The sequence below is a fragment of the Microbacterium jejuense genome, from assembly GCF_039544225.1.
GTDB lineage: Bacteria > Actinomycetota > Actinomycetes > Actinomycetales > Microbacteriaceae > Microbacterium > Microbacterium jejuense.
Map to the genome: position 1 here is coordinate 106,961 of NZ_BAABLG010000003.1, position 22,548 is coordinate 129,508.

Annotated in this window: 21 protein-coding genes; 3 read left to right on the plus strand and 18 right to left on the minus strand. The window is 70.8% G+C overall.

All coding sequences use genetic code 11. The features are described 5' to 3' along the window. Positions 1-2 precede the first annotated feature (2 nt). The 11 genes from ABEA46_RS04760 to ABEA46_RS04810 all read right to left on the minus strand — a co-directional run bounded on the left by ABEA46_RS04760 (position 3) and on the right by ABEA46_RS04810 (position 11,717). On the minus strand, positions 3-548 hold the full coding sequence (locus ABEA46_RS04760; RefSeq protein WP_345543222.1) for a GNAT family N-acetyltransferase: 546 nt from the start codon (positions 546-548) through the stop codon (positions 3-5). After that, positions 545-1,621 carry a 3-dehydroquinate synthase gene (aroB, locus tag ABEA46_RS04765; RefSeq protein ID WP_345543223.1) on the minus strand — a complete coding sequence of 359 codons (1,077 nt, stop codon included), beginning with the start codon at positions 1,619-1,621 and terminating at the stop codon, positions 545-547. The genes ABEA46_RS04760 and aroB overlap by 4 nt, the downstream gene beginning before the upstream one ends. Next, positions 1,618-2,148 carry a shikimate kinase gene (locus tag ABEA46_RS04770; protein WP_345543224.1) on the minus strand — a complete coding sequence of 177 codons (531 nt, stop codon included), beginning with the start codon at positions 2,146-2,148 and terminating at the stop codon, positions 1,618-1,620. Before ABEA46_RS04770 ends, aroB begins: the two co-directional genes overlap by 4 nt. Further along, positions 2,132-3,391: a chorismate synthase gene (aroC, locus tag ABEA46_RS04775; protein WP_345543225.1), complete on the minus strand. Its 1,260-nt coding sequence runs from the start codon at positions 3,389-3,391 to the stop codon at positions 2,132-2,134. The genes ABEA46_RS04770 and aroC overlap by 17 nt, the downstream gene beginning before the upstream one ends. A gap of 30 nt (positions 3,392-3,421) precedes the next feature. Continuing rightward, complete coding sequence (locus ABEA46_RS04780; protein WP_345543226.1) at positions 3,422-4,300, minus strand: shikimate dehydrogenase family protein; 879 nt, start codon at positions 4,298-4,300, stop codon at positions 3,422-3,424. Further along, positions 4,267-5,973 (minus strand): endolytic transglycosylase MltG, encoded by a 1,707-nt coding sequence (gene mltG, locus ABEA46_RS04785; protein WP_345543227.1) that lies wholly within the window; start codon positions 5,971-5,973, stop codon positions 4,267-4,269. The genes ABEA46_RS04780 and mltG overlap by 34 nt, the downstream gene beginning before the upstream one ends. Continuing rightward, positions 5,973-6,440: a Holliday junction resolvase RuvX gene (ruvX, locus tag ABEA46_RS04790; protein ID WP_345543228.1), complete on the minus strand. Its 468-nt coding sequence runs from the start codon at positions 6,438-6,440 to the stop codon at positions 5,973-5,975. Before ruvX ends, mltG begins: the two co-directional genes overlap by 1 nt. After that, positions 6,437-9,094, minus strand: a complete 2,658-nt coding sequence (gene alaS, locus ABEA46_RS04795) for an alanine--tRNA ligase (protein WP_345543229.1) — start codon at positions 9,092-9,094, stop codon at positions 6,437-6,439. The genes ruvX and alaS overlap by 4 nt, the downstream gene beginning before the upstream one ends. 82 nt (positions 9,095-9,176) lie before the next feature. Beyond that, the gene (locus ABEA46_RS04800; RefSeq protein ID WP_345543230.1) at positions 9,177-9,473 is read right to left on the minus strand and encodes an ATPase; all 297 of its coding nucleotides are present in this window, start codon (positions 9,471-9,473) and stop codon (positions 9,177-9,179) included. Between the two features lie 102 nt (positions 9,474-9,575). After that, on the minus strand, positions 9,576-10,205 hold the full coding sequence (gene rpsD / locus ABEA46_RS04805) for a 30S ribosomal protein S4 (protein WP_018170803.1): 630 nt from the start codon (positions 10,203-10,205) through the stop codon (positions 9,576-9,578). 198 nt (positions 10,206-10,403) lie between these two features. Next, positions 10,404-11,717: a replication-associated recombination protein A gene (locus ABEA46_RS04810; RefSeq protein ID WP_345543791.1), complete on the minus strand. Its 1,314-nt coding sequence runs from the start codon at positions 11,715-11,717 to the stop codon at positions 10,404-10,406. A gap of 244 nt (positions 11,718-11,961) precedes the next feature. On the opposite strand from ABEA46_RS04810, the gene ABEA46_RS04815 reads away from it, so the two are divergent. The 3 genes from ABEA46_RS04815 (at position 11,962) to ABEA46_RS04825 (ending at position 14,595) form a co-directional block, all read left to right on the plus strand. Continuing rightward, positions 11,962-12,255: a dioxygenase gene (locus ABEA46_RS04815; RefSeq protein ID WP_345543231.1), complete on the plus strand. Its 294-nt coding sequence runs from the start codon at positions 11,962-11,964 to the stop codon at positions 12,253-12,255. Positions 12,256-12,364: 109 nt separating this feature from the next. Continuing rightward, positions 12,365-13,909, plus strand: a complete 1,545-nt coding sequence (locus tag ABEA46_RS04820) for a DUF349 domain-containing protein (RefSeq protein WP_345543232.1) — start codon at positions 12,365-12,367, stop codon at positions 13,907-13,909. 122 nt (positions 13,910-14,031) lie between these two features. Continuing rightward, positions 14,032-14,595 (plus strand): type IV toxin-antitoxin system AbiEi family antitoxin, encoded by a 564-nt coding sequence (locus ABEA46_RS04825; protein ID WP_345543233.1) that lies wholly within the window; start codon positions 14,032-14,034, stop codon positions 14,593-14,595. On the opposite strand, the gene ABEA46_RS04830 is transcribed toward ABEA46_RS04825, so the two are convergent. The 7 genes from ABEA46_RS04830 to ruvC all read right to left on the minus strand — a co-directional run bounded on the left by ABEA46_RS04830 (position 14,574) and on the right by ruvC (position 22,523). Then, complete coding sequence (locus ABEA46_RS04830; RefSeq protein ID WP_345543234.1) at positions 14,574-16,823, minus strand: RelA/SpoT family protein; 2,250 nt, start codon at positions 16,821-16,823, stop codon at positions 14,574-14,576. The two genes, ABEA46_RS04825 and ABEA46_RS04830, sit on opposite strands and share 22 nt — an antisense overlap. A gap of 101 nt (positions 16,824-16,924) precedes the next feature. Beyond that, positions 16,925-17,917, minus strand: coding sequence for a protein translocase subunit SecF (gene secF, locus ABEA46_RS04835; RefSeq protein ID WP_345543235.1), 993 nt, complete (start codon positions 17,915-17,917; stop codon positions 16,925-16,927). Next, positions 17,917-19,641, minus strand: coding sequence for a protein translocase subunit SecD (gene secD / locus ABEA46_RS04840; RefSeq protein ID WP_345543236.1), 1,725 nt, complete (start codon positions 19,639-19,641; stop codon positions 17,917-17,919). The genes secF and secD overlap by 1 nt, the downstream gene beginning before the upstream one ends. A 44-nt stretch (positions 19,642-19,685) precedes the next feature. Beyond that, positions 19,686-20,147: a preprotein translocase subunit YajC gene (locus tag ABEA46_RS04845; RefSeq protein ID WP_345543237.1), complete on the minus strand. Its 462-nt coding sequence runs from the start codon at positions 20,145-20,147 to the stop codon at positions 19,686-19,688. Positions 20,148-20,230: 83 nt separating this feature from the next. Continuing rightward, a complete protein-coding gene (gene ruvB, locus ABEA46_RS04850; protein WP_345543238.1) occupies positions 20,231-21,256 on the minus strand; it encodes a Holliday junction branch migration DNA helicase RuvB in 1,026 nt (341 codons plus the stop codon). Beyond that, positions 21,249-21,875, minus strand: a complete 627-nt coding sequence (gene ruvA, locus ABEA46_RS04855; protein ID WP_345543239.1) for a Holliday junction branch migration protein RuvA — start codon at positions 21,873-21,875, stop codon at positions 21,249-21,251. Before ruvA ends, ruvB begins: the two co-directional genes overlap by 8 nt. Positions 21,876-21,944: 69 nt before the next feature. Next, the gene (ruvC, locus tag ABEA46_RS04860; protein ID WP_345543240.1) at positions 21,945-22,523 is read right to left on the minus strand and encodes a crossover junction endodeoxyribonuclease RuvC; all 579 of its coding nucleotides are present in this window, start codon (positions 22,521-22,523) and stop codon (positions 21,945-21,947) included. Positions 22,524-22,548: the final 25 nt, after the last annotated feature.

Here is a 22,548-nt window from a genome sequence, read left to right on the forward strand (position 1 = left end):
CCCTACCGAGCCTGCCGCGGCAGTTCGCGCGCCATCTCGAGCTCCGGCCCGATCGGTCCGGTGAAGGTCACGCCCGTCGGTGTGAAGCCGTTGCGACGGTACGCCGCCTGGGCGCGGGCGTTGTCGGCGTGGACGTCGAGCGTGAGGCGGAACAGCCCCTGGGATGCCGCCCACGCTGCCGCGGCATCGAAGAGGGCGTCGACGGTGCCGATGCCCCGGTGCACGGGATTCACATAGACGCCCACGACATCCGCGCGGCGATCGTCGACGAAGCGCCCCACGTTGTCGGTCTGGCCGGTCGCGCGGATCAGCACCGACATGCTGCCCACCCACACGCCGCCGGCCTCGGCGACGAACTGCGCGGCGATGTCGCTCTCGGCGGCGCGGACCGTGCGGTCGCGCCAGAACCCGTCGGTGCGCTGGGCGACCTGCTCGGGCGTCTCGAGGAACGCGATGGCCGCGTCGGGGTCGCTCGTCGACTCCAGGCGCAGCGCACGGACCGCGGGCCACTCGTCGGCGCGGACGCGACGAACGGCCGGCGCGGTCATCCGGCGACCTCCTGGTACGCCGCGAACAGCAGCGACTCGTCAGGCGCCTGCAGCACCGTCGGCTTGGCGATGTCGTCGAGCACGATGAAGCGCAGCATGCCGCCCCGGCTCTTCTTGTCGCGCTGCATGGTCGACAGCAGCTGCGGCCAGGCGCCCGGGCGGTAGCTCGTGGGGAGCCCGAGGGACTCGAGGATGTCGCGGTGGCGCTGGGCTGCGGCATCCGGGAGCCGGCCCGCCAGGCGCGACAGCTCGGCGGCGAACACCATGCCGACCGAGATCGCCGCGCCGTGGCGCCAGCGATAGCGCTCGGCGTGCTCGATCGCGTGACCGAGCGTGTGGCCGTAGTTGAGGATCTCGCGCAGTCCGGCCTCGCGCAGGTCCTCGCCGACGACACGGGCCTTCATCTCGATGGCGAGCTCGATCGTGCGGCGGAACGCGGCACTGCGCGGGTCGACGGCGTTCTCGGGGTCCGCCTCGACGAGGTCGAGGATCTCGGGCGCCCAGATGAAGCCCGCCTTGACGACCTCGGCGTACCCCGCGACACGCTCGTTTCGTGACAGCGAGTCGAGCAGGTCGAGGTCGCACAGCACGGCGCGCGGGGCCCAGAAGGCGCCTACGAGGTTCTTGCCCTCGGCGGTGTTGACGCCGGTCTTTCCGCCGACTGCCGCATCGACCATGCCGAGGACGGTCGTCGGCACCTGCACGACCTCGACGCCGCGCAGCCAGGTCGCCGCCACGAAGCCGGCGAGGTCGGTCACCGCACCCCCGCCGAAGCCGACGACGGCGTCGGTGCGGGTGAAGTCCGCCTTGCCCATGACCTGCCAGCAGAAGGCCGCCACCTCGATGCGCTTGCCCGCCTCGGCATCGGGGATCTCGGCGAGCAGCACCTCGCGGTCGTCGACGAGCTGCGTCCGCAGGCGCTCTGCTTCGGCCGCGAGCGTCGGCGGGTGGATCACGAGCACCTTGCGTGCCGTGGGCGGCAGCACGTCTCCCAGGGACGAGAGGATGCCGCGGCCGACGGTGATGTCGTAGCTCGCGTCGCCGCTCACGGTGATGGTGGTGGCATCGCTCATGCCGTCTCCTCCTGCTCGTTCCCGCCGCGCACCCATGCGACCAGCGCGTCGACGATGTCCTGGATGGGGCCGCTCGACGTGTCGAACGTCACGTCGGCGAGCTTCTCGTACACGGGGCGTCGCTCTTCGAAGATCGCCGTCCACCGCTCGATCGCATCATCGCCCTGCAGCAGCGGGCGGCTCGAGTCGCGCACGCGTCCGGCGACGACCCGCGGGGCGACGGTGAGCAGCACCACGCGGTGGCCCTCGAGCTCCGCACGCGTCTCAGGATGCAGCACGGCGCCACCGCCGAGCGATACGACGCCGCCCGCCTCGAGGCCCTCCTGCACCGCGGCGCGCTCCAGCGCCCGGAAGTGCGCCTCTCCGCGCTCGGCGAACAGCTGCTCGATGGGCCCGTGGTCGCGTACGACGGCCGCATCGGTGTCGAAGAACGGCACACCGAGGGCGCGCGCGACCTTCTTGCCGATGCTGGTCTTGCCGGCCCCCATCGGGCCGATCAGCACGACAGCGTCAGAGCGCGAGGTCATGGCCTGACAGCGGCTCGCCCTCTGCGCTGTCGACGAGCAGTGCCAGGTCGCTCTCGGCGGCCGTGCGCAGCGCCTCGGGGATCGCGGCGATGTAGCCGTCGAGATTGCGGCGCGTCTCGGCGACGCTGTCGCCGCCGAACTTCTCGAGCACGACGTCTGCGAGCACGACCGCGACCATCGCCTCGGCCACGACGCCCGCGGCGGGCACGGCGCACACGTCGGAGCGCTGGTGGTGGGCCTGGGCCGCATCCCCGGTCGCGACGTCGACGGTGTGCAGCGCGCGCGGAACAGTCGCGATCGGCTTCATGCCGGCGCGCACGCGCAGCACGGTGCCGGTCGACATTCCGCCCTCGGTGCCGCCCGCCTTGTCGCTGGAGCGGGTGATGCCGTCCGCCGCGGTGAACAGCTCGTCGTGCGCGGCGGAGCCGCGGCGGCGCGTGGTCTCGAAGCCGTCGCCGACCTCGACGCCCTTGATCGCCTGGATGCTCATGAGCGCCTGTGCGAGCTTCGCGTCCAGCCGGCGGTCCCACTGCACGTGCGAGCCGAGCCCGGGCGGCAGCCCGTACGCGAGCACCTCGACGATGCCGCCGAGCGTGTCGCCGTCCTTCTTGGCTGCGTCGACCTCTTCGACCATCGCAGCGCTCGTGGCCGGGTCGAAGCAGCGCAGCGGATCGGCGTCGAGCGCGTCGACGTCGTCGGGGGTGGGCAGTGCGGCCCCTGCCGGAACCTGCACCGGGCCGATCGACAGCGTGTGGCTGACGAGGCGGATGCCGAGCTCGCCGAGGAAGGAACGGGCGATGGCGCCGAGTGCGACGCGGGCCGCGGTCTCGCGGGCGCTGGCGCGCTCGAGGATCGGACGTGCCTCGTCGAAGCCGTACTTCTGCATGCCGACGAGGTCGGCGTGGCCGGGTCGGGGGCGGGTGAGCGCAGCGCCGCGGCCGCGCGACTTGTCGGTGAGCTCGACGGGCTCGGCGCTCATCACCTCGACCCACTTGGGCCATTCGGTGTTGCCGACGCGCAGCGCGATCGGGCTGCCGAGCGTGTAGCCGTGGCGCACGCCGGACGAGATGGTCAGTTCGTCCTCTTCGAACTTCATGCGCGAGCCGCGGCCGTAGCCGAGCTTGCGGCGCGCGAGATCCGCCTGGATCGCGGCGCGCGAGATCGGGACGCCCGCAGGCAGACCCTCCATGACGGCGACGAGTTCGGGGCCGTGCGATTCGCCGGCCGTGAGCACGCGGAGCATTGCTCCAGTCTCCCACGCCGCGGGGGCCGGTTACGCCGCGGCCGACGCTTCGAGCACACGACGCATCGCACCGAGCACGTCGTTCTCGGCCGCCAGCGGGGTGTCGGGGTCGCCGTGCCGGAAGATCCGGATCTGCAGCACCGCCTGGTGCAGCAGCATCCCGAGCCCCGACCTGGCCGTGCCGCCCGCGCGCTCCCATGCGCCTGACAGGGCAGTCGGCCAGTGTCCGTACACGACATCCAGCAGCAGCCCGCCGGTCTGCGCGAGCGCGTCGGCGGCGGCATCCGTCACCGCCGCGTCGCCGGGCAGCGTCGCGATCGTGAGGGGCACGTCGTGGGATCCGGATGCCGCGAACGGCGCGGCCGTGACCTCGATGCCCAGGCGGGCGCCCAGTGAGGCGAGCGGCTCGACGGCCTCGGGCCGCCGCGCGATCACCTCGACGTCGGTCGCGCCGAGCTCGCCGAGCGCCACGACTGCCGACGTCGCCGTCGCGCCGGCTCCGACGATCCGCGCCCGCGGCACGGCGGTGACGCCGTCGTCGGCGAGGGCGCGCACGATGCCGCCGACATCGGTGTTGAAGCCGTGGGGCCCGTCCGCGCCCAGCAGCAGCGTGTTGACGGCGCCGGTGAGCTCGGCCCGGCGATCGCGGCTCGCGGCGGCGGCGAATGCGACGCCCTTGAGCGGCATCGTGAGCGACAGCCCGCGCCAGGTCTCGTCCAGGCCGGCGAGCTCATCGGCGAACGATGCCTCGTCGACGCGGCGCCGGCCATAGGCCCAGTCCAGTCCCAGGACCTCGTACGCGGCCGCGTGCAGCTGCGGCGAGCGACTGTGCGAGATGGGGTCTCCCCACACCTCAAGCCGCGTCGCCTGCCGCGTCAGCACCCCGAATCCGGGTGTTCGGAGCACCACTGCCGCATCTGATCGACGAACTTGAGGTGCTCTTTGTAGGTCGTGGTGAACTCGGTCTGGCCCGTGTCCATGTTGACGGTCACGAAGTAGAGCCACGGGCCCTCGGCGGGGTGCATGGCGGCATCGATGGCCACGTCGCCGGGGTTGGCGATCGGGCCGACCGGCAGTCCCGTCACGTAGTACGTGTTCCACGGGTTCGGGTCGTTCTGCGCCTCGTCCGACGTGCTCGCTGTGCCGTCGTGCAGCTCGCCGTAGCCGTACTGGGCCGTCGAGTCCATCTGCAGCTTGCCGAACGTCTCCTGGTTGTCGGGCAGGAGGCGGTTCTCGATGACCCGCGCGACCTTGTAGAAGTCGGCTTCGAAGCGCGCCTCGCGCTGGATGATCGACGCCACGGTCAGCACGCGCTGGCGCTGGTCGGCCGGCACGCCGGCATCGTCGAGCGATTGGACGGTGCGGTCCACGAGCGTCTGGATCGCCGACTGCGCGGTCACCCCGGGATCGAACGTGTAGGTCGCCGGGAACAGCCAGCCTTCCAGCGGCTGCCCGCCGGCTGCGGCGATGGCCGGATCCACAGTGATGCCGTATGCGGCGGGATCGGCGGCGGCGGCCTGCAGATCGGCCAGCGGGATGCCGGTGCCCTCGGCGATGCGCTCCAGCGTGCCGTCGACGGTGAAGCCCTCGGGGATCTGCGCGGTGTTCTCTTCGCGGTTCGCGGGATCCATCAGCGCCGCGAGGGCGGCTTCGCTCGTCATCTGCTTCTGCAGCTTGTAGACGCCGGGCTGGAAGTTCGGGTTCTGGCCCGTTTTGATGAGGTAGTCGTAGAACGCGTCGGAGGTCTTCGTGACGCCGGCGTCGTGCAGCGCCTCCGAGATCGGCTGCCCCGTGTCGCCCGACGAGATCGTGATCGTCGTCTCGCCGTTGGCGAGGCCGGCCTCGTAGTCCTTGGGCTCTTCCCAGCCCATGACCTCGCGGATCTTGTCTTCGTACGTGCTCCACACGTAGTACGCGCCGCCGCCGATGCCGCCGAGGATGAGCAGCACGACCCCGAGCGCGATCCACCCGCCGATGCGGCGGCGCTTCTTGTTCTTGGGCGGTGGCACGTGTCCGATGTCCTCTGTCGAGGTCGAACCGCTGAACAGATCGTCGAGCGTCGCCGAGGCGGGGCGCTGCGGGGTCGGTTCGGGCGTCACGTCCGGCAGCGTCGCCGTCCGGGTCGCCGTGGCGGTCACCGTCGCGTTCGCGCCGGTGTTGCCACGACTGTAGGGCATGGCCGGCGCGGAGTCAGCAGAGAACAGCCACGGGTCGTTCTCGGGCGTCGAGTCGGCGTCGCTGCGGGTCGGGCGCGGCGCGCGCAGCGGCACGGGCTGGAAGCCGCTTCCCGGCACGGGCTCTGCGGGGGCCTCGTCAGCGGGTGCGGGGGGTACGACGGCGGCGATCGGCGCGACCGGCACGGCAGAGATGGGACCGCTCCCGACGACCGGTGTCGAGCCGGTGATCAGTGCCTCCCAGGAGGGGGCGGGTGCGGCGGCCTGCGGGGCCGGTGGCTGCGGTGCGGGAGCGGGTGCCGCCGGCGCCGTGGGCGTGGCGCCCGTCGCCGCCGCTCGTGCCGCGGCCTCGCGGGCGGCGCGGCGCGACAGGGGTGCTGCTTCGCCGTCGGGCGATGAGTCGGGCATCAGGCGGGCTCCTGGGGGACGGGGATTCCGGGCGGGCGGCCGGTGCTCTTCTCGACATCGAGTGCCTGCTGGAGCAGCACCACCGCGGCGACCTGGTCAACGATGCTACGCGACGATCGCTGGGATCTGCCCGAACTGCGCAGCGCCGCGTGTGCCGACACCGTCGACAGCCGCTCGTCGACGAGGCGCACGCCCAGCCCTGTCGCAGAAGCCAGCGCGGCGGCGAAGTCGCGCGCGTCCTGGGTCGACGGTGTGTCTTCGCCGCGGAGGTTCAACGGCAGGCCGACGTACAGCTCGAATGCGGAATGCTCCCCGGCCAGCGCGGTGATCCGCGCCACCGAGCCGTCGTCGCGGGGAACCGTCTCGACGGGGGTCGCGAGCAGGCCGTCGGGGTCGCACTTCGCGACCCCGACCCGGGCCTTGCCCACGTCGATGCCGAGCCGGGTGCCGCGTCTGAAGCCCGTCACGCGCCGAGGGCGTCCTTCACCGCGGTCAGCGCGGCCGGCAGGGCCGCGGAATCCGTTCCACCGCCCTGCGCGACATCGTCGCGTCCGCCGCCGCCGCCGCCGAGCACGCCCGCCGCGGTCTTGGCGAGCACGCCCGCCTTCGCGCCCGCAGCGCGTGCGGCGTCGTTGGTGGCCACGATCACGACCGGACGCTCGTTCACGACCGCGCCCAGCGCCACCACGGCGGCGTCGGAGCCCAAACGCTCGCGCACCTGCAGGGCGAGCGAGCGCACGTCGTCCGCCGATGCCGCCGAGCCGAGCGGCTCTGCCACGACGAGTGTGTCGCCGACGCGGGTGGCTGCGGCAGCCAGCGCGGGCAGACGGTCGCCGAGAGCCTTCGCCTCGAACGCGGCGATCTTCTTCTCGGCCGCCTTGAGGTTCGCCTGGAGCTCTGCGATGCGCGCGGGCAGCTGCTCGCGCGGCGCCTTGAGCGACGACGTCAGCTGCGACACCAGCGCACGCTCGGCCGCCAGCGACCGGAACGCGTCCAGGCCCACGAGCGCCTCGACGCGACGGTTGGAGGCGCCGACCGACGACTCGCCGACCAGGTTGATGAGGCCGATCTCGGCACTGGTCGACACATGCGTGCCGGCGCAGAGCTCGCGCGACCAGGGGCCGCCGATATCGACCATGCGCACGGTGTCGCCGTACTTCTCGCCGAACAGCGCCATCGCGCCGAGGGACTTGGCCTCGTCGAGCGGCAGCACGCGCGTGGTCACCTCGAGGTTGTCGCGCACCGCGTTGTTGGCGATCTCTTCGATCTCGCTCTTGGTGTCGTCCGAGAGCGCCTGGCCCCACGAGAAGTCGAAGCGCATGTACCCGGCGCGGTTGAGGGAGCCCGCCTGCGTCGCCGTCTTGCCCAGCGTGTCGCGCAGCGCGGCGTGCACGAGGTGCGTGGCGGAGTGGGCCTGGCGGGCGGCACGACGGTTGGCGGCATCCACCACCGACGTCGCGGGCTGACCCACACCGACCTCGCCGGAGGACACCTCGACGGTGTGGCTGATGAGGCCGGGCACGGGCTTCTGCACGTCGAGCACTTCGAGCTCGTAGCCCGGGCCCACGATGACGCCCTTGTCGGCGACCTGGCCGCCGGACTCGGCGTACAGCGCGGTCTCGGCGAGGATCACCTCGGCGATCTGGCCCGTGGCGGCACGGTCGACCGACACGCCGTCGACGAGGATGCCCAGCACGCGCGACTCGGTCTCGAGGTCGCTGTAGCCGGTGAACCCGGTCTCGCCGAGCGCACGCAGGTCGCGGTAGACGCTGGTGTCGGCGAGCTGGCGCTTGCGGGCGCGGGCATCGGCCTTGGCGCGGGCGCGCTGCTCCTGCATGAGCGTGTCGAACGCTGCGCGGTCGACCGAGAGGCCCGCCTCTTCGGCGATCTCCAGCGTCAGATCGATCGGGAACCCGTACGTGTCGTGCAGCAGGAACGCCTCGGCGCCGGCGATCGTGGTGCCGCCGGAGGACTTGGTCTCGACGAGGGACTCCTCGAGGATCGACTCCCCCGCCGCGAGGGTGCGCAGGAACGTGGCCTCCTCGGCCAGCGCGTACTGCGAGATGCGGGCCCAGTCGGTCTCGACGACGGGGTACGCGCCCTTCATGGCGTCACGGGATGCCGTGAACAGCACCTCGAACGTCGGCCCGTCGACGCCCAGCAGGCGCATCGAGCGGATCGCGCGACGCATGAGGCGACGCAGGATGTAGCCGCGGCCGTCGTTGGAGGGCGTCACGCCGTCCGACATCAGCATGAGCGACGAGCGGACGTGGTCGGCCACCACGCGGAAGCGGACGTCGTCCTCGTGGTTCGCGCCGTACGTGCGGCCCGAGAGCTCCACGGCCTTGTCGAGCACCGGGCGCACCTGGTCGGTCTCGTACATGTTGTCGACGCCCTGCTTGATGAACGCGATGCGCTCCAGGCCCATGCCGGTGTCGATGTTCTTGTTGGGGAGCTCCCCGACGATGTCGAAGTCGTACTTCGAGCGCACGTTCGTGATCTCGTACTGCATGAACACGAGGTTCCAGATCTCGACGTAGCGGTCGTCGTCGGTCGCCGGTCCGCCGTCGATGCCGTAGGCGGGGCCGCGGTCGAAGAAGATCTCCGAGCAAGGGCCGGCAGGGCCCGGCAGGCCCGTGCTCCAGTAGTTCGTGTCCTTGCCCAGGCGCTGGATGCGCTCGGCCGGGAGGTCCGTGAGCCGCAGCCAGAGGTCGTGCGCCTCGTCGTCCTCTTCGTAGACGGTGACCCACAGGTCCTTCGGGTCGAAGCCGAGTCCGCCGTCCGCCTCGGAGCCGGTGAGCAGATCCCACGCGTAGCGGATCGCGCCCTCTTTGAAGTAGTCGCCGAACGACCAGTTTCCGAGCATCTGGAAGAACGTGCCGTGGCGCGGCGTCTTGCCGACCTCTTCGATGTCGTTGGTGCGGATGCACTTCTGGTTGTCGGCCGCACGCGCATACGGAGCCGGCACGTCGCCCGACAGGTACGGGATGAACGGGACCATGCCGGCCACGGTGAACAGCAGCGCGGGGTCGTCGGTCACCAGCGACGCCGAGGGGACGATGGTGTGGCCGTTCTTCTCGAAGTAGTCGAGGTAGCGCTGCGCGATCTCAGCGGTCTTCATGCGGGTCCTTGCTCGTGCGTGCGGATGCGTGTCGGGCGGCACGCCGACTCTCCGGCGATGCCGGTGAGCGGGTGCGCGCGGTTCAGTCGGTGAGCTTGTCTGCCGCGCTCTTCGCGGCGTCGACGACCGCGTCGGCGGCGGTGGATGCCGCGTCCTTGGCGGTGCCGGCGGCCTCGGCCGCGGCATCCCGGACGTCGTCGACGATGCCGGCGAACCGGGCCTCCTGCTCGCGGTACGCGTCGCCGATGCGGTCGGTGAACTCGGTGATGCGCGCGTCGACATCGGCGAGGATCTCGTGGCCGCGCGGGTCTTTGTTCATGAAGTGCGCCACGACGAATCCTCCGGCGATGCCGAGCAGGAACCACACCAGGTTCTTCATGTCACCACTTCCTCGCGGGCCGCCGGGGCGCGGCATCCCTCCATCGTAAGGGGAAACGACGAAGGGCGTCGGGTGACCCCGACGCCCTTCATGGATTGCTGCTCAGCGAGCTGCGTAGTACTCGACGACGAGCTGGACGTCGCAGACCACGGGGACCTCGGCGCGCTTGGGGCGACGCACGAGACGGGCCTGGAGCTTGTCGAGCTCGACCTCGAGGTAGCCCGGAACGGGCGGCAGGACCTCGGCGTGACCACCGAGAGCTGCGACCTGGAAGGGCTCGATGCCCTCGCTCTTGGCCTTGACGTGGATGAGCTGACCCGGCTTCACGCGGAACGACGGGCGGTCGACGAGCTGGCCGTCCACGAGGATGTGGCGGTGCACGACGAGCTGACGCGCCTGCGCGGTGGTGCGGGCGAAGCCGGCGCGCAGGACGAGCGCGTCCAGACGCATCTCGAGCTGCTCGACGAGGTTCTCACCCGTCAGGCCCTGGGTGCGGCGGGCCTCGTTGAACTGGATGCGCAGCTGCTTCTCGCGGATGCCGTACTGCTCGCGCAGACGCTGCTTCTCGCGGAGGCGGACGGCGTAGTCGCTGTCCTGCTTGCGCTTCGTGCGGCCGTGCTCACCCGGAGCATAGGGGCGCTTCTCGAGGTACTTGGCGGCCTTCGGGGTGAGGGCCACGCCGAGAGCGCGGGACAGACGGACCTTGCGGCGGTCCTGGGACTTCGTTGCCACGAAGTGTTCCTTTCGATGACGCGGCCGTGTCTCTCACGGCCCGCGGACGTATCGCCCTGTCTTCGCCCTGTCCGGACTGCACGCCGGGGCATGCCGGAAGGTAGGTCAAGAAGAGAGGGGATGCCCGAAAACTGCGTTTCGAGCCGCTCAAGCCTACCAGACACGGGCTTTCGACCCGGTCAGTCGATGTTCAGGTACTCACTGGCCGCCGAGGATGCGGCGGATCTTCTCCAGCCGGGCCTGGACGTCGCGCTCGGCGCCGAGCGCCTTCGGTTCGTAATAGCGGCGTCCGCGCAGCTCGTCGGGCAGGTACTGCTGCGGCGCGATGCCGATCTCGGAGTCGTGCGGGTACACGTACCCCTTGCCGTGGCCGAGCCGCTTGGCGCCCGGGTAATGCGCGTCGCGCAGGTGCATCGGCACGCGGCCGAAGCCGCCGGAGCGGACATCCGCGATGGCGGCGTCGATGGCGAGGTAGGCCGCGTTCGACTTCGCCGTGGTGGCGAGATAGGCCGTCGCCTCGGCGAGCGGGATGCGGCCCTCGGGCATGCCGATGAACTGCACCGCGTCGGCCGCCGCCACGGCGATCGGAAGTGCCTGCGGGTCGGCAAGGCCGATGTCTTCGGCGGCCGAGATGATGAGGCGCCGGGCGATGAAGCGCGGGTCCTCGCCCGCCTCGATCATGCGCGCGAGGTAGTGCATCGCGGCGTCGACGTCGGATCCGCGGATCGACTTGATGAACGCGCTGATGACGTCGTAATGCTCGTCGCCCTGCCGGTCGTAGCGCAGCAGCGCCCGGTCGACGGCCTGCGCGACCTGGTCCGCCGTGATCACGGGGACGGCGTCGTCCGCGTCGCTGGCGGTGTCGTCGCCCTCGTCGTCCGCTTCGTCGGGTGTGGCGAGGGATGCCGCGGCCTCGAGCGCCGTGAGGGCCCGGCGCGCATCGCCCGAGGCCAGGCGCACCAGCGCGTCGCGGGCGTCGTCGCCGAGCTTCACGGACCCGGCGAGGCCCCGCGCGTCGGTGACGGCCCGATCGAGCAGCATCGCGAGGTCGGCGTCGGTGAGGGGCTTGAGCGTCAGCAGCAGCGAACGCGAAAGCAGCGGCGAGATGACCGAGAACGACGGGTTCTCGGTGGTCGCGGCGATGAGCACGACCCAGCCGTTCTCGACGCCCGGGAGCAGCGCGTCCTGCTGCGCCTTCGTGAAGCGGTGAATCTCGTCCAGGAACAGGATCGTGGACTGGCCGTACAGGTCGCGCTGCGTCAGCGCCTCTTGCATGACCTCGCGCACGTCGCGGACGCCGGCGGTCACGGCCGACAGCTCCACGAAGCGACGTCCTGACGAGCGGGCGATCGCCTGCGCGAGCGTCGTCTTGCCGGTGCCCGGCGGGCCCCACAGGATGACCGAGGTCGCGGCGCGGGCCGCGGCATCCTGATTCGCCAGTGTCACCAGCGGCGACCCCGCCCGCAGCAGATGCGACTGCCCCGCGACCTCGTCGAGGGAGGAGGGACGCATGCGCACGGCCAGCGGCGTCAGCCCCTGGAAGAGCGCGGTCGGCGGGCCCACGCTCCCCGAGGCTCCGCGTGTCGCGCCGGCGGCACGAGGAGAGGGCGTGGGGATACTCACCGCTCCAGGCTATCCCGGGGGCACGACAGCAGGCCCGGCGCGGTTTGGCCGCCGTGCCGCCGGGCCGTAGGATCAACCCGCCCCGGGGCTGTGGACCGGGGCGCGCCTTGGGACGACGACAAGAGGAGGCCCCGTGGCCGGCGGTGGCAAGGATCGAGACGCACGTGCCGCACGTGATCGGGCGCGGACCTATCAGGCCCGCCGTCAGTTCCACGACGACCAGGCCCGCCGCCGCACGCGCGACAACCTGGTCGCAGGCATCGCGGGCGGCATCCTCGTGCTCGGCATCGTGGGCATCCAGACGGCGTACTTCGTCGCGGGACCCGGCGCGCCGGCCCCCGAGCCGACCTCCACGTCGACGCCCACCCCGACGCCCACCGGCACCGGCGAGCCGGCACCGAGCGCGACGCCGACGCCCACGCCCTGATCGGCGCGGCGTCCTCGCCCGCAACAGCACCGGGATGGGGCATCCGCCGTACTAGGCTGTGAGCCGTCCTACTCCCACAGACGGCGCAAGCCGCGATGAGGTGCATCCCGTGACTGCTGCAGCAGACCCCCAGCCCGAGACCGACGCCGCCGAGCTTCCCGAGAACGGCGAGAACGACACTGCGTCATCCCCCACCGAGAACCCCGCCGCCGACGAAGCCGTCGCCGAGGAGACCGTCGAGACGGATGCCGCCACCGCCGAGGCGGAGGCCCCCGAGGCCTCCGGCGCCGAGGCCCCTGAGGCCGAGGTGGTCGACGTCGAGGTCGTGGAGATCGTCGAGGTCGTCGAAGACGCCGAGGGCGACGTGGTCGCCGTCGAGGTGACCGAGATCGTCGTCGAGGACTCCGCTCCCGCCCCTGAGGCCGGCTCGGACGAGCCGTGGGGCCGCGTGGACGACGACGGCACCGTCTCCGTGCGCGAGGCCGAGGGCTGGCGCGTCGTGGGGCAGTACCCCGACGGATCGTCCGAAGAAGCACTGGCCTACTTCGAGCGCAAGTACGCCGATCTCGCCGGTGAAGTGACCCTCCTCGAGGTGCGCCACCGTCGCGGCGGGGCATCCGCCTCCGACCTGCGCTCGACGGCGCGCACGATCAACGGCAAGCTCGTCGACGCTGCGGCGGTCGGCGACCTCGCCAGCCTCGTGGCCCGCGTCGCGGCGCTGACCGAGGCGCTCGCGGCGCAGACCGAGACCGAGGCCGTCGCGGCGCGCGAGGCCGTCGACGACGCCGTGAAGGCCCGCACCGAACTGGTGGAGAAGGCCGAGGCCCTCGCCGCGCGCGACCCGCGCACGGTGCAGTGGAAGCAGGCGACGGCCGAGATCAACGGCCTCTTCGACCAGTGGCAGTCGCAGCAGCAGAACGGCCCGCGTCTGCCGAAGTCGACCGCCCAGCAGCTCTGGAAGCGATTCCGCGACGCCCGTGCCACCGTCGACAAGCATCGCCGTGCGTTCTACGCGGAACTCGACGAGGCGCACAAGGGCGTCCGCGACCGCAAGACGCGCCTGGTCGAGAAGGCCGAGGCGCTCGCTCCCAAGGGCGAGGACGGCATCCCCGCGTACCGCGACCTGCTCGACGAGTGGAAGACCGCCGGCCGTGCCGGCAAGAAGGTCGACGACGCCCTGTGGGCGCGTTTCAAGGCTGCCGGCGACGCCCTCTACGGTGCGCGGGTCGAGCGCGAGGCCGCCGACGCCGAGGCGTCCCGCGAGAAGATCGAGGCCAAGCGCGGGCTGCTGGACGAGGCCAAGGCCGTCGGCGTCGAGCGCGACATCGCCAAGGCGCGATCGCTCCTCACCGGCATCCAGCGCCAGTGGGACGAGATCGGCCGCATCTTCCCGCGCGAGGCCGAGCGCTCCCTCGACGACGAGCTGCGCCGTATCGAGAATGCCCTGCGCTCGCGCGAGGACGCAGACTGGAAGCGCAACGACCCCGAGCAGAAGGCCCGCGCCAACGACATGACGCGGCAGCTCACCGATGCCATCCAGAAGCTCGAGGACGAACTCGCGGCGGCGAAGAAGTCCGGAGACAAGCGGGCCATCGCGCAGGCGACCGACGCCCTCGAGGCCCGCAAGACCTGGCTGAAGGCGCTCGGCGGCTGACCGTCCGCGTCCCCGCACCTGAGGCCTCCGGCCGGCGTCCTGCCGACCGGAGGCCTTTCGGTTGTCCACAGGCGGCGGGGCGAGGCATCCCTTCGTCTGACAGGGTGCGGCACACTTCACGCATGGCTTCGCCGTTCCTGTACTTCGCCGACGACCGGCTCTCACGCGCAGAGTTGACGGCGGCGTGCCTGGACGGGCACCTCGTCGCACTGGGCGATGCGTACATCCCGGCCGATGCGGTCGAGACCGCCGCGCTGCGCGCCGGATCCCTCGCGCGCGTGCTCGGCGAGGCGCTGGCGGCGACGCACCTGTCGGCCGCGTGGATCCACGGGGCACTCCCCCAGCCGCCGGACCGGCACACCGTCCAGCGCGCCGTGGCGCGACGCCTGCACGTCGTCCCCGATCGGCACGTGCGCTACCGCGACACCGCCGTGCCCGACGAGGACCTCGAACTGCTGGGCGGTGTCCGCGTGACGACGCCGGTGAGGACGCTCATCGACCTCGCGAGGGCGACGGATGCCGCGCACGGCCGCGCGACGCGGCTGCTGGCCGTCGCGCACCCGAGCGCCGTCGCCCCGGCGATCGCGCGCCTGCGGGACGGCAGCCTGCCGCACAAGAACCGTGCGCTGGAGCTTCTCGCGGACGTCGTCGTCGAGGCGGCGGGTCAGGAGGACGTGACGCGGTAGACGTCGTAGACGGCGTCGATGCGCCGCACCGCGTTGAGCACCCGGTCGAGATGGACGATGTCGCCCATCTCGAACACGAACCGGCTGAGCGCCAGGCGGTCGTTCGTCGTCGAGACCGTGGCCGACAGGATGTTGACGTGGTGCTCGCTGAGCACGCGGGTGACGTCGCTCAGCAGCCCCGAACGGTCGAGGGCCTCGACCTGGATCTGCACGAGGAAGACGCTCTTGGTCGTCGGCGCCCATTCGACGTCGATGATCCGGTCCGGGTCCTCCATGAGGGAGGCGACGTTCGTGCAGTCGGTGCGATGCACCGACACGCCGCTGCCGCGGGTCACGAACCCGACGATCTGGTCGCCGGGGACGGGCGTGCAGCACTTCGCGAGCTTGACGAGGATGTCGGGCGCGCCGCGCACCAGGACGCCCGAGTCGCCGCCGCGCGGGGCACGGGTGCGTCCGACCGGTGGAAGGTCGATGGGGCCGGTCGCGGTGTCGTTGGCGGCAACGAGCGCCGTGACCTTCTCGATCACGGACTGGGTCGACACATGGCCTTCGCCGACCGCGGCGTACAGCGCCGAGACGTCCTCGTAGCGCAGCTGGTGCGCGACCTCCGAGAACGAATCCTGGCTCATGAGCCGTTGCAGGGGCAGGTTCTGCCGCCGCATCGCGCGGGCGATCGACTCTTTGCCCTGCTCGATCGCCTCTTCGCGCCGCTCCTTCGTGAACCAGCCGCGGATCTTGTTGCGGGCGCGGGTGCTCTTGACGAAGCCGAGCCAGTCCTGCGAGGGGCCGGCATCCGGGTTCTTCGACGTGAAGACCTCGACCACGTCGCCGCTCTTGAGCTCGGACTCCAGCGGCACGAGGCGGCCGTTGACCTTGGCCCCCATCGTGCGGTGACCCACCTCGGTGTGCACCGCGTACGCGAAGTCCACCGGGGTGGCGCCGGCGGGCAGTCCGATGACCCGGCCCTTCGGCGTGAAGACGTAGACCTCTTTCGCCCCGATCTCGAAGCGGAGCGAATCGAGGAACTCCCCCGGATCGGCGGTCTCGGCCTGCCAGTCCGAGATGTGTGCGAGCCAGGCCATGTCGGTGTCGACGGACTTGGCGTCCGTCTTGCCGCCGTTCATCCGCTCCTTGTACTTCCAGTGCGCCGCAACGCCGTACTCGGCCTGCTGGTGCATCTCGTGGGTGCGGATCTGGATCTCTACGGTGCGGCCGCCGGGGCCGATCACTGTCGTGTGGAGCGACTGGTAGAGGTTGAACTTCGGGGTCGCGATGTAGTCCTTGAAGCGACCGGGCAGCGGCGTCCACCGCGCGTGGATGGCCCCGAGCACCGCGTAGCAGTCGCGGACGCTGCCCACGAGCACGCGGATGCCGATCAGGTCGTAGATGTCGTCGAACTCGCGGCCTCGCACCACCATCTTCTGGTAGACGGAGTACAGCTGCTTGGGCCGGCCCATGACACGGCCGCGGATGCGCAGCTCGCGCAGGTCGCTGTCGACGGCGTCGATGACGTTCTGCACGTACTGCTCACGCTGCGGGGTGCGCTGCTTGACCAGGCTGTCGATCTCGGCGTACAGCTTGGGCTGCAGCACGGCGAACGAGAGGTCCTCGAGCTCGGACTTGATGGCCTGGATGCCGAGGCGATGGGCGAGCGGAGCGTAGATCTCGAGCGTCTCGGTGGCCTTCTTGCGCGCCTTCTCGGGCGGCACGAAGCCCCACGTGCGCGCGTTATGCAGCCGGTCGGCGAGCTTGATGAGCAGCACGCGAATGTCGCGCGACATCGCGACGATCATCTTGCGGACCGTCTCGGCCTGGGCGCTCTCGCCGTACTTGACCTTGTCGAGCTTGGTGACGCCGTCGACGAGCATCGCGACCTCGTCGCCGAACTCGGCTGTCAGCGTGTCGAGCGAGTAGTCGGTGTCTTCGACGGTGTCGTGCAGCAGCGCCGCGGCGATCGCCCGCGGACCCAGGCCGAGGTCTGCGAGGATCTGCGCGACCGCCAGCGGGTGCGTGATGTACGGCTCGCCGCTCTGCCGTGCCTGGCCCGAGTGGGCACGCTCGGCGACCGAGTAGGCGCGCTCGATGATCGAGAGGTCGCCCTTGGGGTGATGCGTGCGAACAGTGCGCAGCAGCTGCTCGACGTCGTCACGTCTCGCCGAGCGCGAGAAGATGCGCGGCACGAGGCGGCGCAGCGAAGAGGACTGGGCGGGCGGGATGGTCTCGGTCATGCGAACCCCTCCCCTCCGGCGAATCCCACAATCCTACGCCCGCGGCCGGGTCGCCCCGGCCGCGGACGCCTGGGCCGGGATCATCCGGCCCAGGCGGGGCGTCACGCCGGGATGCCTGCCAGCGAGCGTGCGTCGAGCACGCGCTGGTCGCGCGTCTTGATCGCCGGCTCGTTCTCGCGCAGCAGCGAGTACAGCGGCGACGCGACGAAGAGCGTCGAGTATGCGGCGACGATGGTGCCCACGAAGATCGCCAGCGACAGGTCGGTGAGCGTCTGCGCGCCCACCCAGACCAGGCCGATGAACAGGATGGCACCGGTCGGGAGGATCGCGACGACAGTCGTGTTGATCGAGCGCACGAGCGTCTGGTTGACCGCGAGGTTGACGGACTCGCCGAAGGTGCGGCCCGACACCTCGCCGTCTTCGCTCGTATTCTCACGGATCTTGTCGAAGACGACAGTCGTGTCGTACAGCGCGTACGACAGGATCGTCAGGAAGCCGATCACGGCGGCGGGCGAGATCTCGAAGCCGAACAGCGCGTACACGCCGATCGTGATCACGAGCACGTCGACCAGGCCGATGATCGCCGAGACCGACATCTTCCAGGTGCGGAAGTACAGCGCGAGGATCAGGAAGGTCAGCGCCAGGAAGATCGCGAGACCCCACAGCGACTGGCGCGTGACGTCGGCACCCCAGCTGGGGCCGATGAACGAGGCGCTCACCTCGCTCTCGGGCACGTTGTAGGCGTCGGCCAGCGCCACCGTCACCTCGCGGCTCTGGGCATCGGTGAGCTGGTCGGTCTGCACGCGGACCGCGGTGTCACCGACGGTGGCGACCTTGGTCGTGGCGTCGGGGACGACCGACTGCACGGCCGTGGTGGCCGTCAGCTGGTCGATCGGCGCCTCGAGGCCGGTCACCGTGAACTGCGAGCCGCCGGTGAACTCGATCGAGAACTGGATCGGACGGAACACCGGGACGAGCGCCGATGCGACCACGAGGATCGCGGCGATGAGGAACCACAGCCGCCGGCGTCCGACGAAGGGGAACGAGGTCTTTCCGGAGTAGAGGTCGTTTCCGAGCTGGTTCATGGAGCGCATCACTCGTCTCCTTCCTTGACGGTCGTGACGGGTTTACCGCTCTCGGCGGCTGTCTGCTCCGCCTGCTTGCGCTCGGCGATCGTCTGCCGTCGGGCTGCCTCGCCGCGGGACTTCGCGTTGCGGCGGCCGGCGGTGCCGGTGGTGAGCACCGGATCGCGGAACTGCGCGCGACCACGGTAGACGGCGCCGAGCGCGGTCGGGTCGAGACCGGACAGCGGGTGTCCTGAACCGAAGAACCTCGTCCGAGCCAGCAGCTGCAGCACCGGGTGCGTGAACAGGATGAAGATCAGCACGTCGATCGCGGTGGTGAGACCCAGGGTGAAGGCGAAGCCCTTGACCGTGGCATCCGCGAGGATGTACAGCACGACGGCGGCGAGGATGTTGATCGACTTCGAGATGTAGATCGTCCGCTTGGCGCGACCCCAGCCGTCCTCGACGGCGGCGGTGATGGACTTGCCGTCGCGCAGCTCGTCTCTGATTCGTTCGAAGTAGACGATGAACGAGTCGGCGGTGAAGCCGATCGTCACGATGAGGCCCGCGACGCCGGCGAGCGACAGGCGGAAGCCCATGCGCCACGCCAGGATGCACAGAGTCAGGTACGTCAGCACCGCCATCACCACGAGCGAGGCGATGATGATGAACCCGAGCGCGCGGTAGACGATCAGCGAGTACAGCGCGACGAGCGCCAGACCGATGAGGCCCGCGATGAGGCCGATCATCAGCTGCTGCGAGCCGAGCGTCGCCGAGATCGAGTCCGAGCTGACAACGGTGAAGCTCAGCGGCAGCGCACCGTACTTCAGCTGGTCTGCGAGGACCTTCGCGCTCTCCTGCGTGAAGTTGCCCGTGATGCTCGGCTTGCCGTCGAGGATCTGGGCGTTCATCGAGGGAGCCGACAGCACGTAGCCGTCGAGCACGAACGCGAACTGGTTCAGGGGGGCGGTGGCGCCGTAGAGGCGCTTGCTGATCTCACCGAAGGTCGTGGTGCCGTCGGCGTCGAACTGCAGGTTGACAGCCCACTGGTTGTTGTTCGTCTGCAGACCGAACGTGGCGTCGTCGATCGACGAGCCGTCGAGCTCGACCGGGCCGAGGATGTACTTGACCGAGCCGTCGGCCTCACACGTGATGAGCGGCTCGTCCTTCGGCTCGTTCGCCGGGTCGTTCGCCGGGTCGGAGCAGTCGTAGGCCTGGAACTCGGCGAACAGTGCAGGCGTGATCCAGGCCGGGTCACTGCCGCTGGTGGGCGAGGACGTGGGCGTGGACTGCAGCGTCGGGTCGGGCGTCGGGTACGGCGTCTCGTTGCCGTCGTCTCCCACGAACGTGTTCGCGGGAGCGCCGGTGTAGAGCACGGCGCGCAACTGGAGCTGGGCCGAGGCCTCGATGCGGTTGCGCGTCTCTTCGTCGGCCTGACCGGGGATCTGCACGACGATCTGGTTGCCGGACTGCGTGGTCACGTCGGCCTCGCCGACGCCCGAGGCGTCGACGCGCTGGCGGATGATCGTGACCGCCTGCTGCATCTGCTCGGTCGACGGGTCGGCGCCGTTCTCGGTCTGCGCCTCGAGGACGATCTGCGTGCCGCCCTGCAGGTCGAGCGCGAGCGACGGGAGCCACGAGCTCTTGCCGAAGGCGTAGACGCCGAGCGCGTTGATTCCGACGAGGATCGCCACGATGGCGAGAAGGCCGGTCAGCGCGCGCCACGCATGCCGGACGGGAGTGGATGTCGCCACGTCTTCGCTTTCTGGAGGTGCCCGAACGGGCGAACGGTCAGACCTTAGTCCTGTGCCTTGGTGCCGGACCCGGTGTCGCCCTTGTCGGCGTCCTTGTCCTTCGCCTTGGCGGCGTCGTCGCTGATCGAGCTGATGTCGCCGTTGGCCACACCCTCGGCGTACTCGGCGTGGCTCTCTTCGGCCTCGAGGTACTCGTCCTCGGAGACCGAGTCGGCCCCAGGCGTCACGACGCGCAGGATGGCCTGGCTGTGGACCTTGATCTCGACGCCGGGCGCGAGCTCGACGATCGCCGGCTGGTCCAGGTTGTCGGGGTCGTACGACACGATCGTGCCGTACAGGCCGCCCTGGAGGAGCACCTCGGAGCCGGGCACGGTCTGGCGTGCCTTCTCCTCCTGCTCGGCCTTCTGCTTCTGCATACGGCGGCGGGAGCTCCAGAACATGAAGACGAGGAGCACGACCAGCAGGATGATGAGGCCGTAGTTGCTCAGGAAGGCAGCGAAGTCCATGGAGCCGGTGGCACCTTTCGGGTCAGGCACGCGCCGTGGCGGCGGTGCCTTGCAGGAGGGGGGTAGGCGAAAGCCTCCAGCGATTATAGGTCATCGAATCCGAGCACCGATTCGACGCTCGCGACGCCGAGATGCGCGTAGGCCTCGGGCATGGCGATGCGGCCGCGCGGCGTACGCCCCATGAAGCCGATGCGGACGAGGTAGGGCTCGACGACCGATTCGATCGTGTCGGGCTCCTCGCCGACCGCCACGGCGAGCGTGCTGAGGCCGACCGGGCCGCCGCGGAAGCGCCGCACCACGGCGTCGAGCACCGCCCGGTCGAGTCGGTCGAGCCCGATCGCGTCGACGTCGTACAGGTCGAGCGCGGCGTCGACGGTGGCGATGTCGGCGCCCTTGCGGCCGTGCACGACGAGGTAGTCCCGCACGCGGCGCAGCAGGCGGTTCGCGATGCGGGGCGTGCCGCGGGAGCGGCGGGCGATCTCGGCCCGCGCGGCGGGCGGGAGCGACACGCCGAGCATGACGGCCGAGCGCTCGATGACGCGCTCCAGCTCTTCGGGCTCGTAGTACTCCAGGTGCGCGGTGAAGCCGAACCGGTCGCGCAGCGGGTTGGGCAGGAGCCCGGACCTGGTCGTCGCGCCCACCAGCGTGAACGGGGCCAGATCGAGGGGGATGCTGGTGGCGCCCGCCCCCTTGCCGACCATGATGTCGATCCGGAAGTCCTCCATTGCGAGGTACAGCATCTCTTCGGCCGACCGCGCCATGCGGTGGATCTCGTCGATGAACAGCACCTCGCCGGGCGTGAGGCTCGACAGCAGCGCGGCGAGGTCGCCCGCGTGCTGGATCGCCGGCCCGCTCGACAGCCGCAGCGGTCGCCCGCTCTCATGGGCGACGATCATCGCGAGCGTGGTCTTGCCCAGTCCGGGCGGACCCGACAGCAGGATGTGATCGGCCGGCCGCTGCTGGATGCGTGCGGCATCGAGCAGCAGCTGCATCTGGCCGCGCACCTTCTGCTGACCGACGAACTCCGACAGCGAGGTGGGGCGCAGAGCGCCCTCGATCGCGAGCTCGGTCTCGTCCACGGGCTCGGCGTCATCGTGGACGTCAACCACCGACCGTCTCCTTCCGCGCGGGGCCGAGCGCCGCCAGCGTCAGGCGGAGCAGGGCCGGCACCGATCCGCGATCGGAGTCGGGTGCGTCGGATGCCGCCGCCTCGACGGCCTCGGCGGCCACCCGCTCGGACCACCCGAGGCCGATGAGAGCCTGCACGACCTGGGCCGGCACGGCGGTCGACGCCGCGGCATCCGCACCGGCGGATCCTGCGGGGCGCGTGACGGCGATCTTTCCGGCGAGCTGCACCACGATGAGCTTGGCCGTCTTGGGCCCGATGCCCGACACGCGGCGGAACGGCGCGTCGTCATCGCCCGCGACGGCGTCGGCGATCTGGGGCACCGTCAGCGTCGCGAGGACGCCGAGGGCGGACTTGGGCCCGACGCCGGTCACGCCGAGCAGCTGCCCGAACACCGTCAGCTCTTCACGCGACTCGAAGCCGAACAGCGACAGCGCGTCTTCGCGGACGATCAGGGTGGTGTGCAGCAGCACGGTGTCGCCGAGGTGGGTCGTGCGCGCGACCTGCGGAGTGACCGCGACGTGGAGTCCGACTCCCCCGACCTCGACGACGACCGAATCCGCATCGACGTGCACGGCGGTGCCGCGGACTGAGGAGATCATGCTGCGAGCCTACGTGGTGGTTCGGACGTTTGTTCGAGCGACACGCACGCCGACGTGCTCGGTGCGCGCTCAGCGTCTGGCGAGGCGCTCGGCGTCGGCCCACGCGCGCTGCGCGGGAGTGAGCGGGCCGTTCGCCCCGGCGGTGGCGGGGGCTCCGCGCCAGGCATGGCACAGCGCGAGCGCCAGCGCGTCGGCGGCGTCGGCGGGCTTGGGCAGCTCGTCGAGCCGGAGCACGCGCGCCACCATGGTCTGCACCTGGCGCTTGTCGGCGTTGCCGTAGCCGGTGATCGCCGCCTTGACCTCGGACGGCGTGTGGGTCGCAGCAGGGATGCCTCGCTCGCCGGCGACGAGCAGCGCGATGCCGCTGGCCTGCGCCGTGCCCATCACCGTCGCGCGGTTGTGCTGCGCGAACACGCGCTCGACGGCCACCACGTCGGGACAATGCCGGTCGAGCACGGCGCGCAGCCCTGCGGCGATGACGGCGAGCCGTTCCTCGATGGGGGCGTCGGTGTCGGAGCGGACGACGCCGACGTGCACGAGCTGCGCCGACCGGTCCGCGGCGACGTCGACCACTCCGACGCCGCAGCGGGTCAGGCCGGGGTCGATGCCGAGGACGCGGAGCGGACCGCGCGAGCTGCCGTTTCGCACTCCCCCACGGTAGATGAGAGGAGCG

What these genes read in the sequence shown, in the direction of transcription:
- ABEA46_RS04760 (WP_345543222.1), bottom strand. Translation starts at nt 548, where the DNA reads ATGACCGCGCCGGCCGTTCGTCGCGTCCGCGCCGACGAGTGGCCCGCG.
- aroB (WP_345543223.1), bottom strand. Translation starts at nt 1,621, where the DNA reads ATGAGCGATGCCACCACCATCACCGTGAGCGGCGACGCGAGCTACGAC.
- ABEA46_RS04770 (WP_345543224.1), bottom strand. Translation starts at nt 2,148, where the DNA reads ATGACCTCGCGCTCTGACGCTGTCGTGCTGATCGGCCCGATGGGGGCC.
- aroC (WP_345543225.1), bottom strand. Translation starts at nt 3,391, where the DNA reads ATGCTCCGCGTGCTCACGGCCGGCGAATCGCACGGCCCCGAACTCGTC.
- mltG (WP_345543227.1), bottom strand. Translation starts at nt 5,973, where the DNA reads ATGCCCGACTCATCGCCCGACGGCGAAGCAGCACCCCTGTCGCGCCGC.
- alaS (WP_345543229.1), bottom strand. Translation starts at nt 9,094, where the DNA reads ATGAAGACCGCTGAGATCGCGCAGCGCTACCTCGACTACTTCGAGAAG.
- ABEA46_RS04800 (WP_345543230.1), bottom strand. Translation starts at nt 9,473, where the DNA reads ATGAAGAACCTGGTGTGGTTCCTGCTCGGCATCGCCGGAGGATTCGTC.
- ABEA46_RS04810 (WP_345543791.1), bottom strand. Translation starts at nt 11,717, where the DNA reads ATGCGTCCCTCCTCCCTCGACGAGGTCGCGGGGCAGTCGCATCTGCTG.
- ABEA46_RS04825 (WP_345543233.1), top strand. Translation starts at nt 14,032, where the DNA reads ATGGCTTCGCCGTTCCTGTACTTCGCCGACGACCGGCTCTCACGCGCA.
- ABEA46_RS04830 (WP_345543234.1), bottom strand. Translation starts at nt 16,823, where the DNA reads ATGACCGAGACCATCCCGCCCGCCCAGTCCTCTTCGCTGCGCCGCCTC.
- secF (WP_345543235.1), bottom strand. Translation starts at nt 17,917, where the DNA reads ATGCGCTCCATGAACCAGCTCGGAAACGACCTCTACTCCGGAAAGACC.
- ABEA46_RS04845 (WP_345543237.1), bottom strand. Translation starts at nt 20,147, where the DNA reads ATGGACTTCGCTGCCTTCCTGAGCAACTACGGCCTCATCATCCTGCTG.
- ruvA (WP_345543239.1), bottom strand. Translation starts at nt 21,875, where the DNA reads ATGATCTCCTCAGTCCGCGGCACCGCCGTGCACGTCGATGCGGATTCG.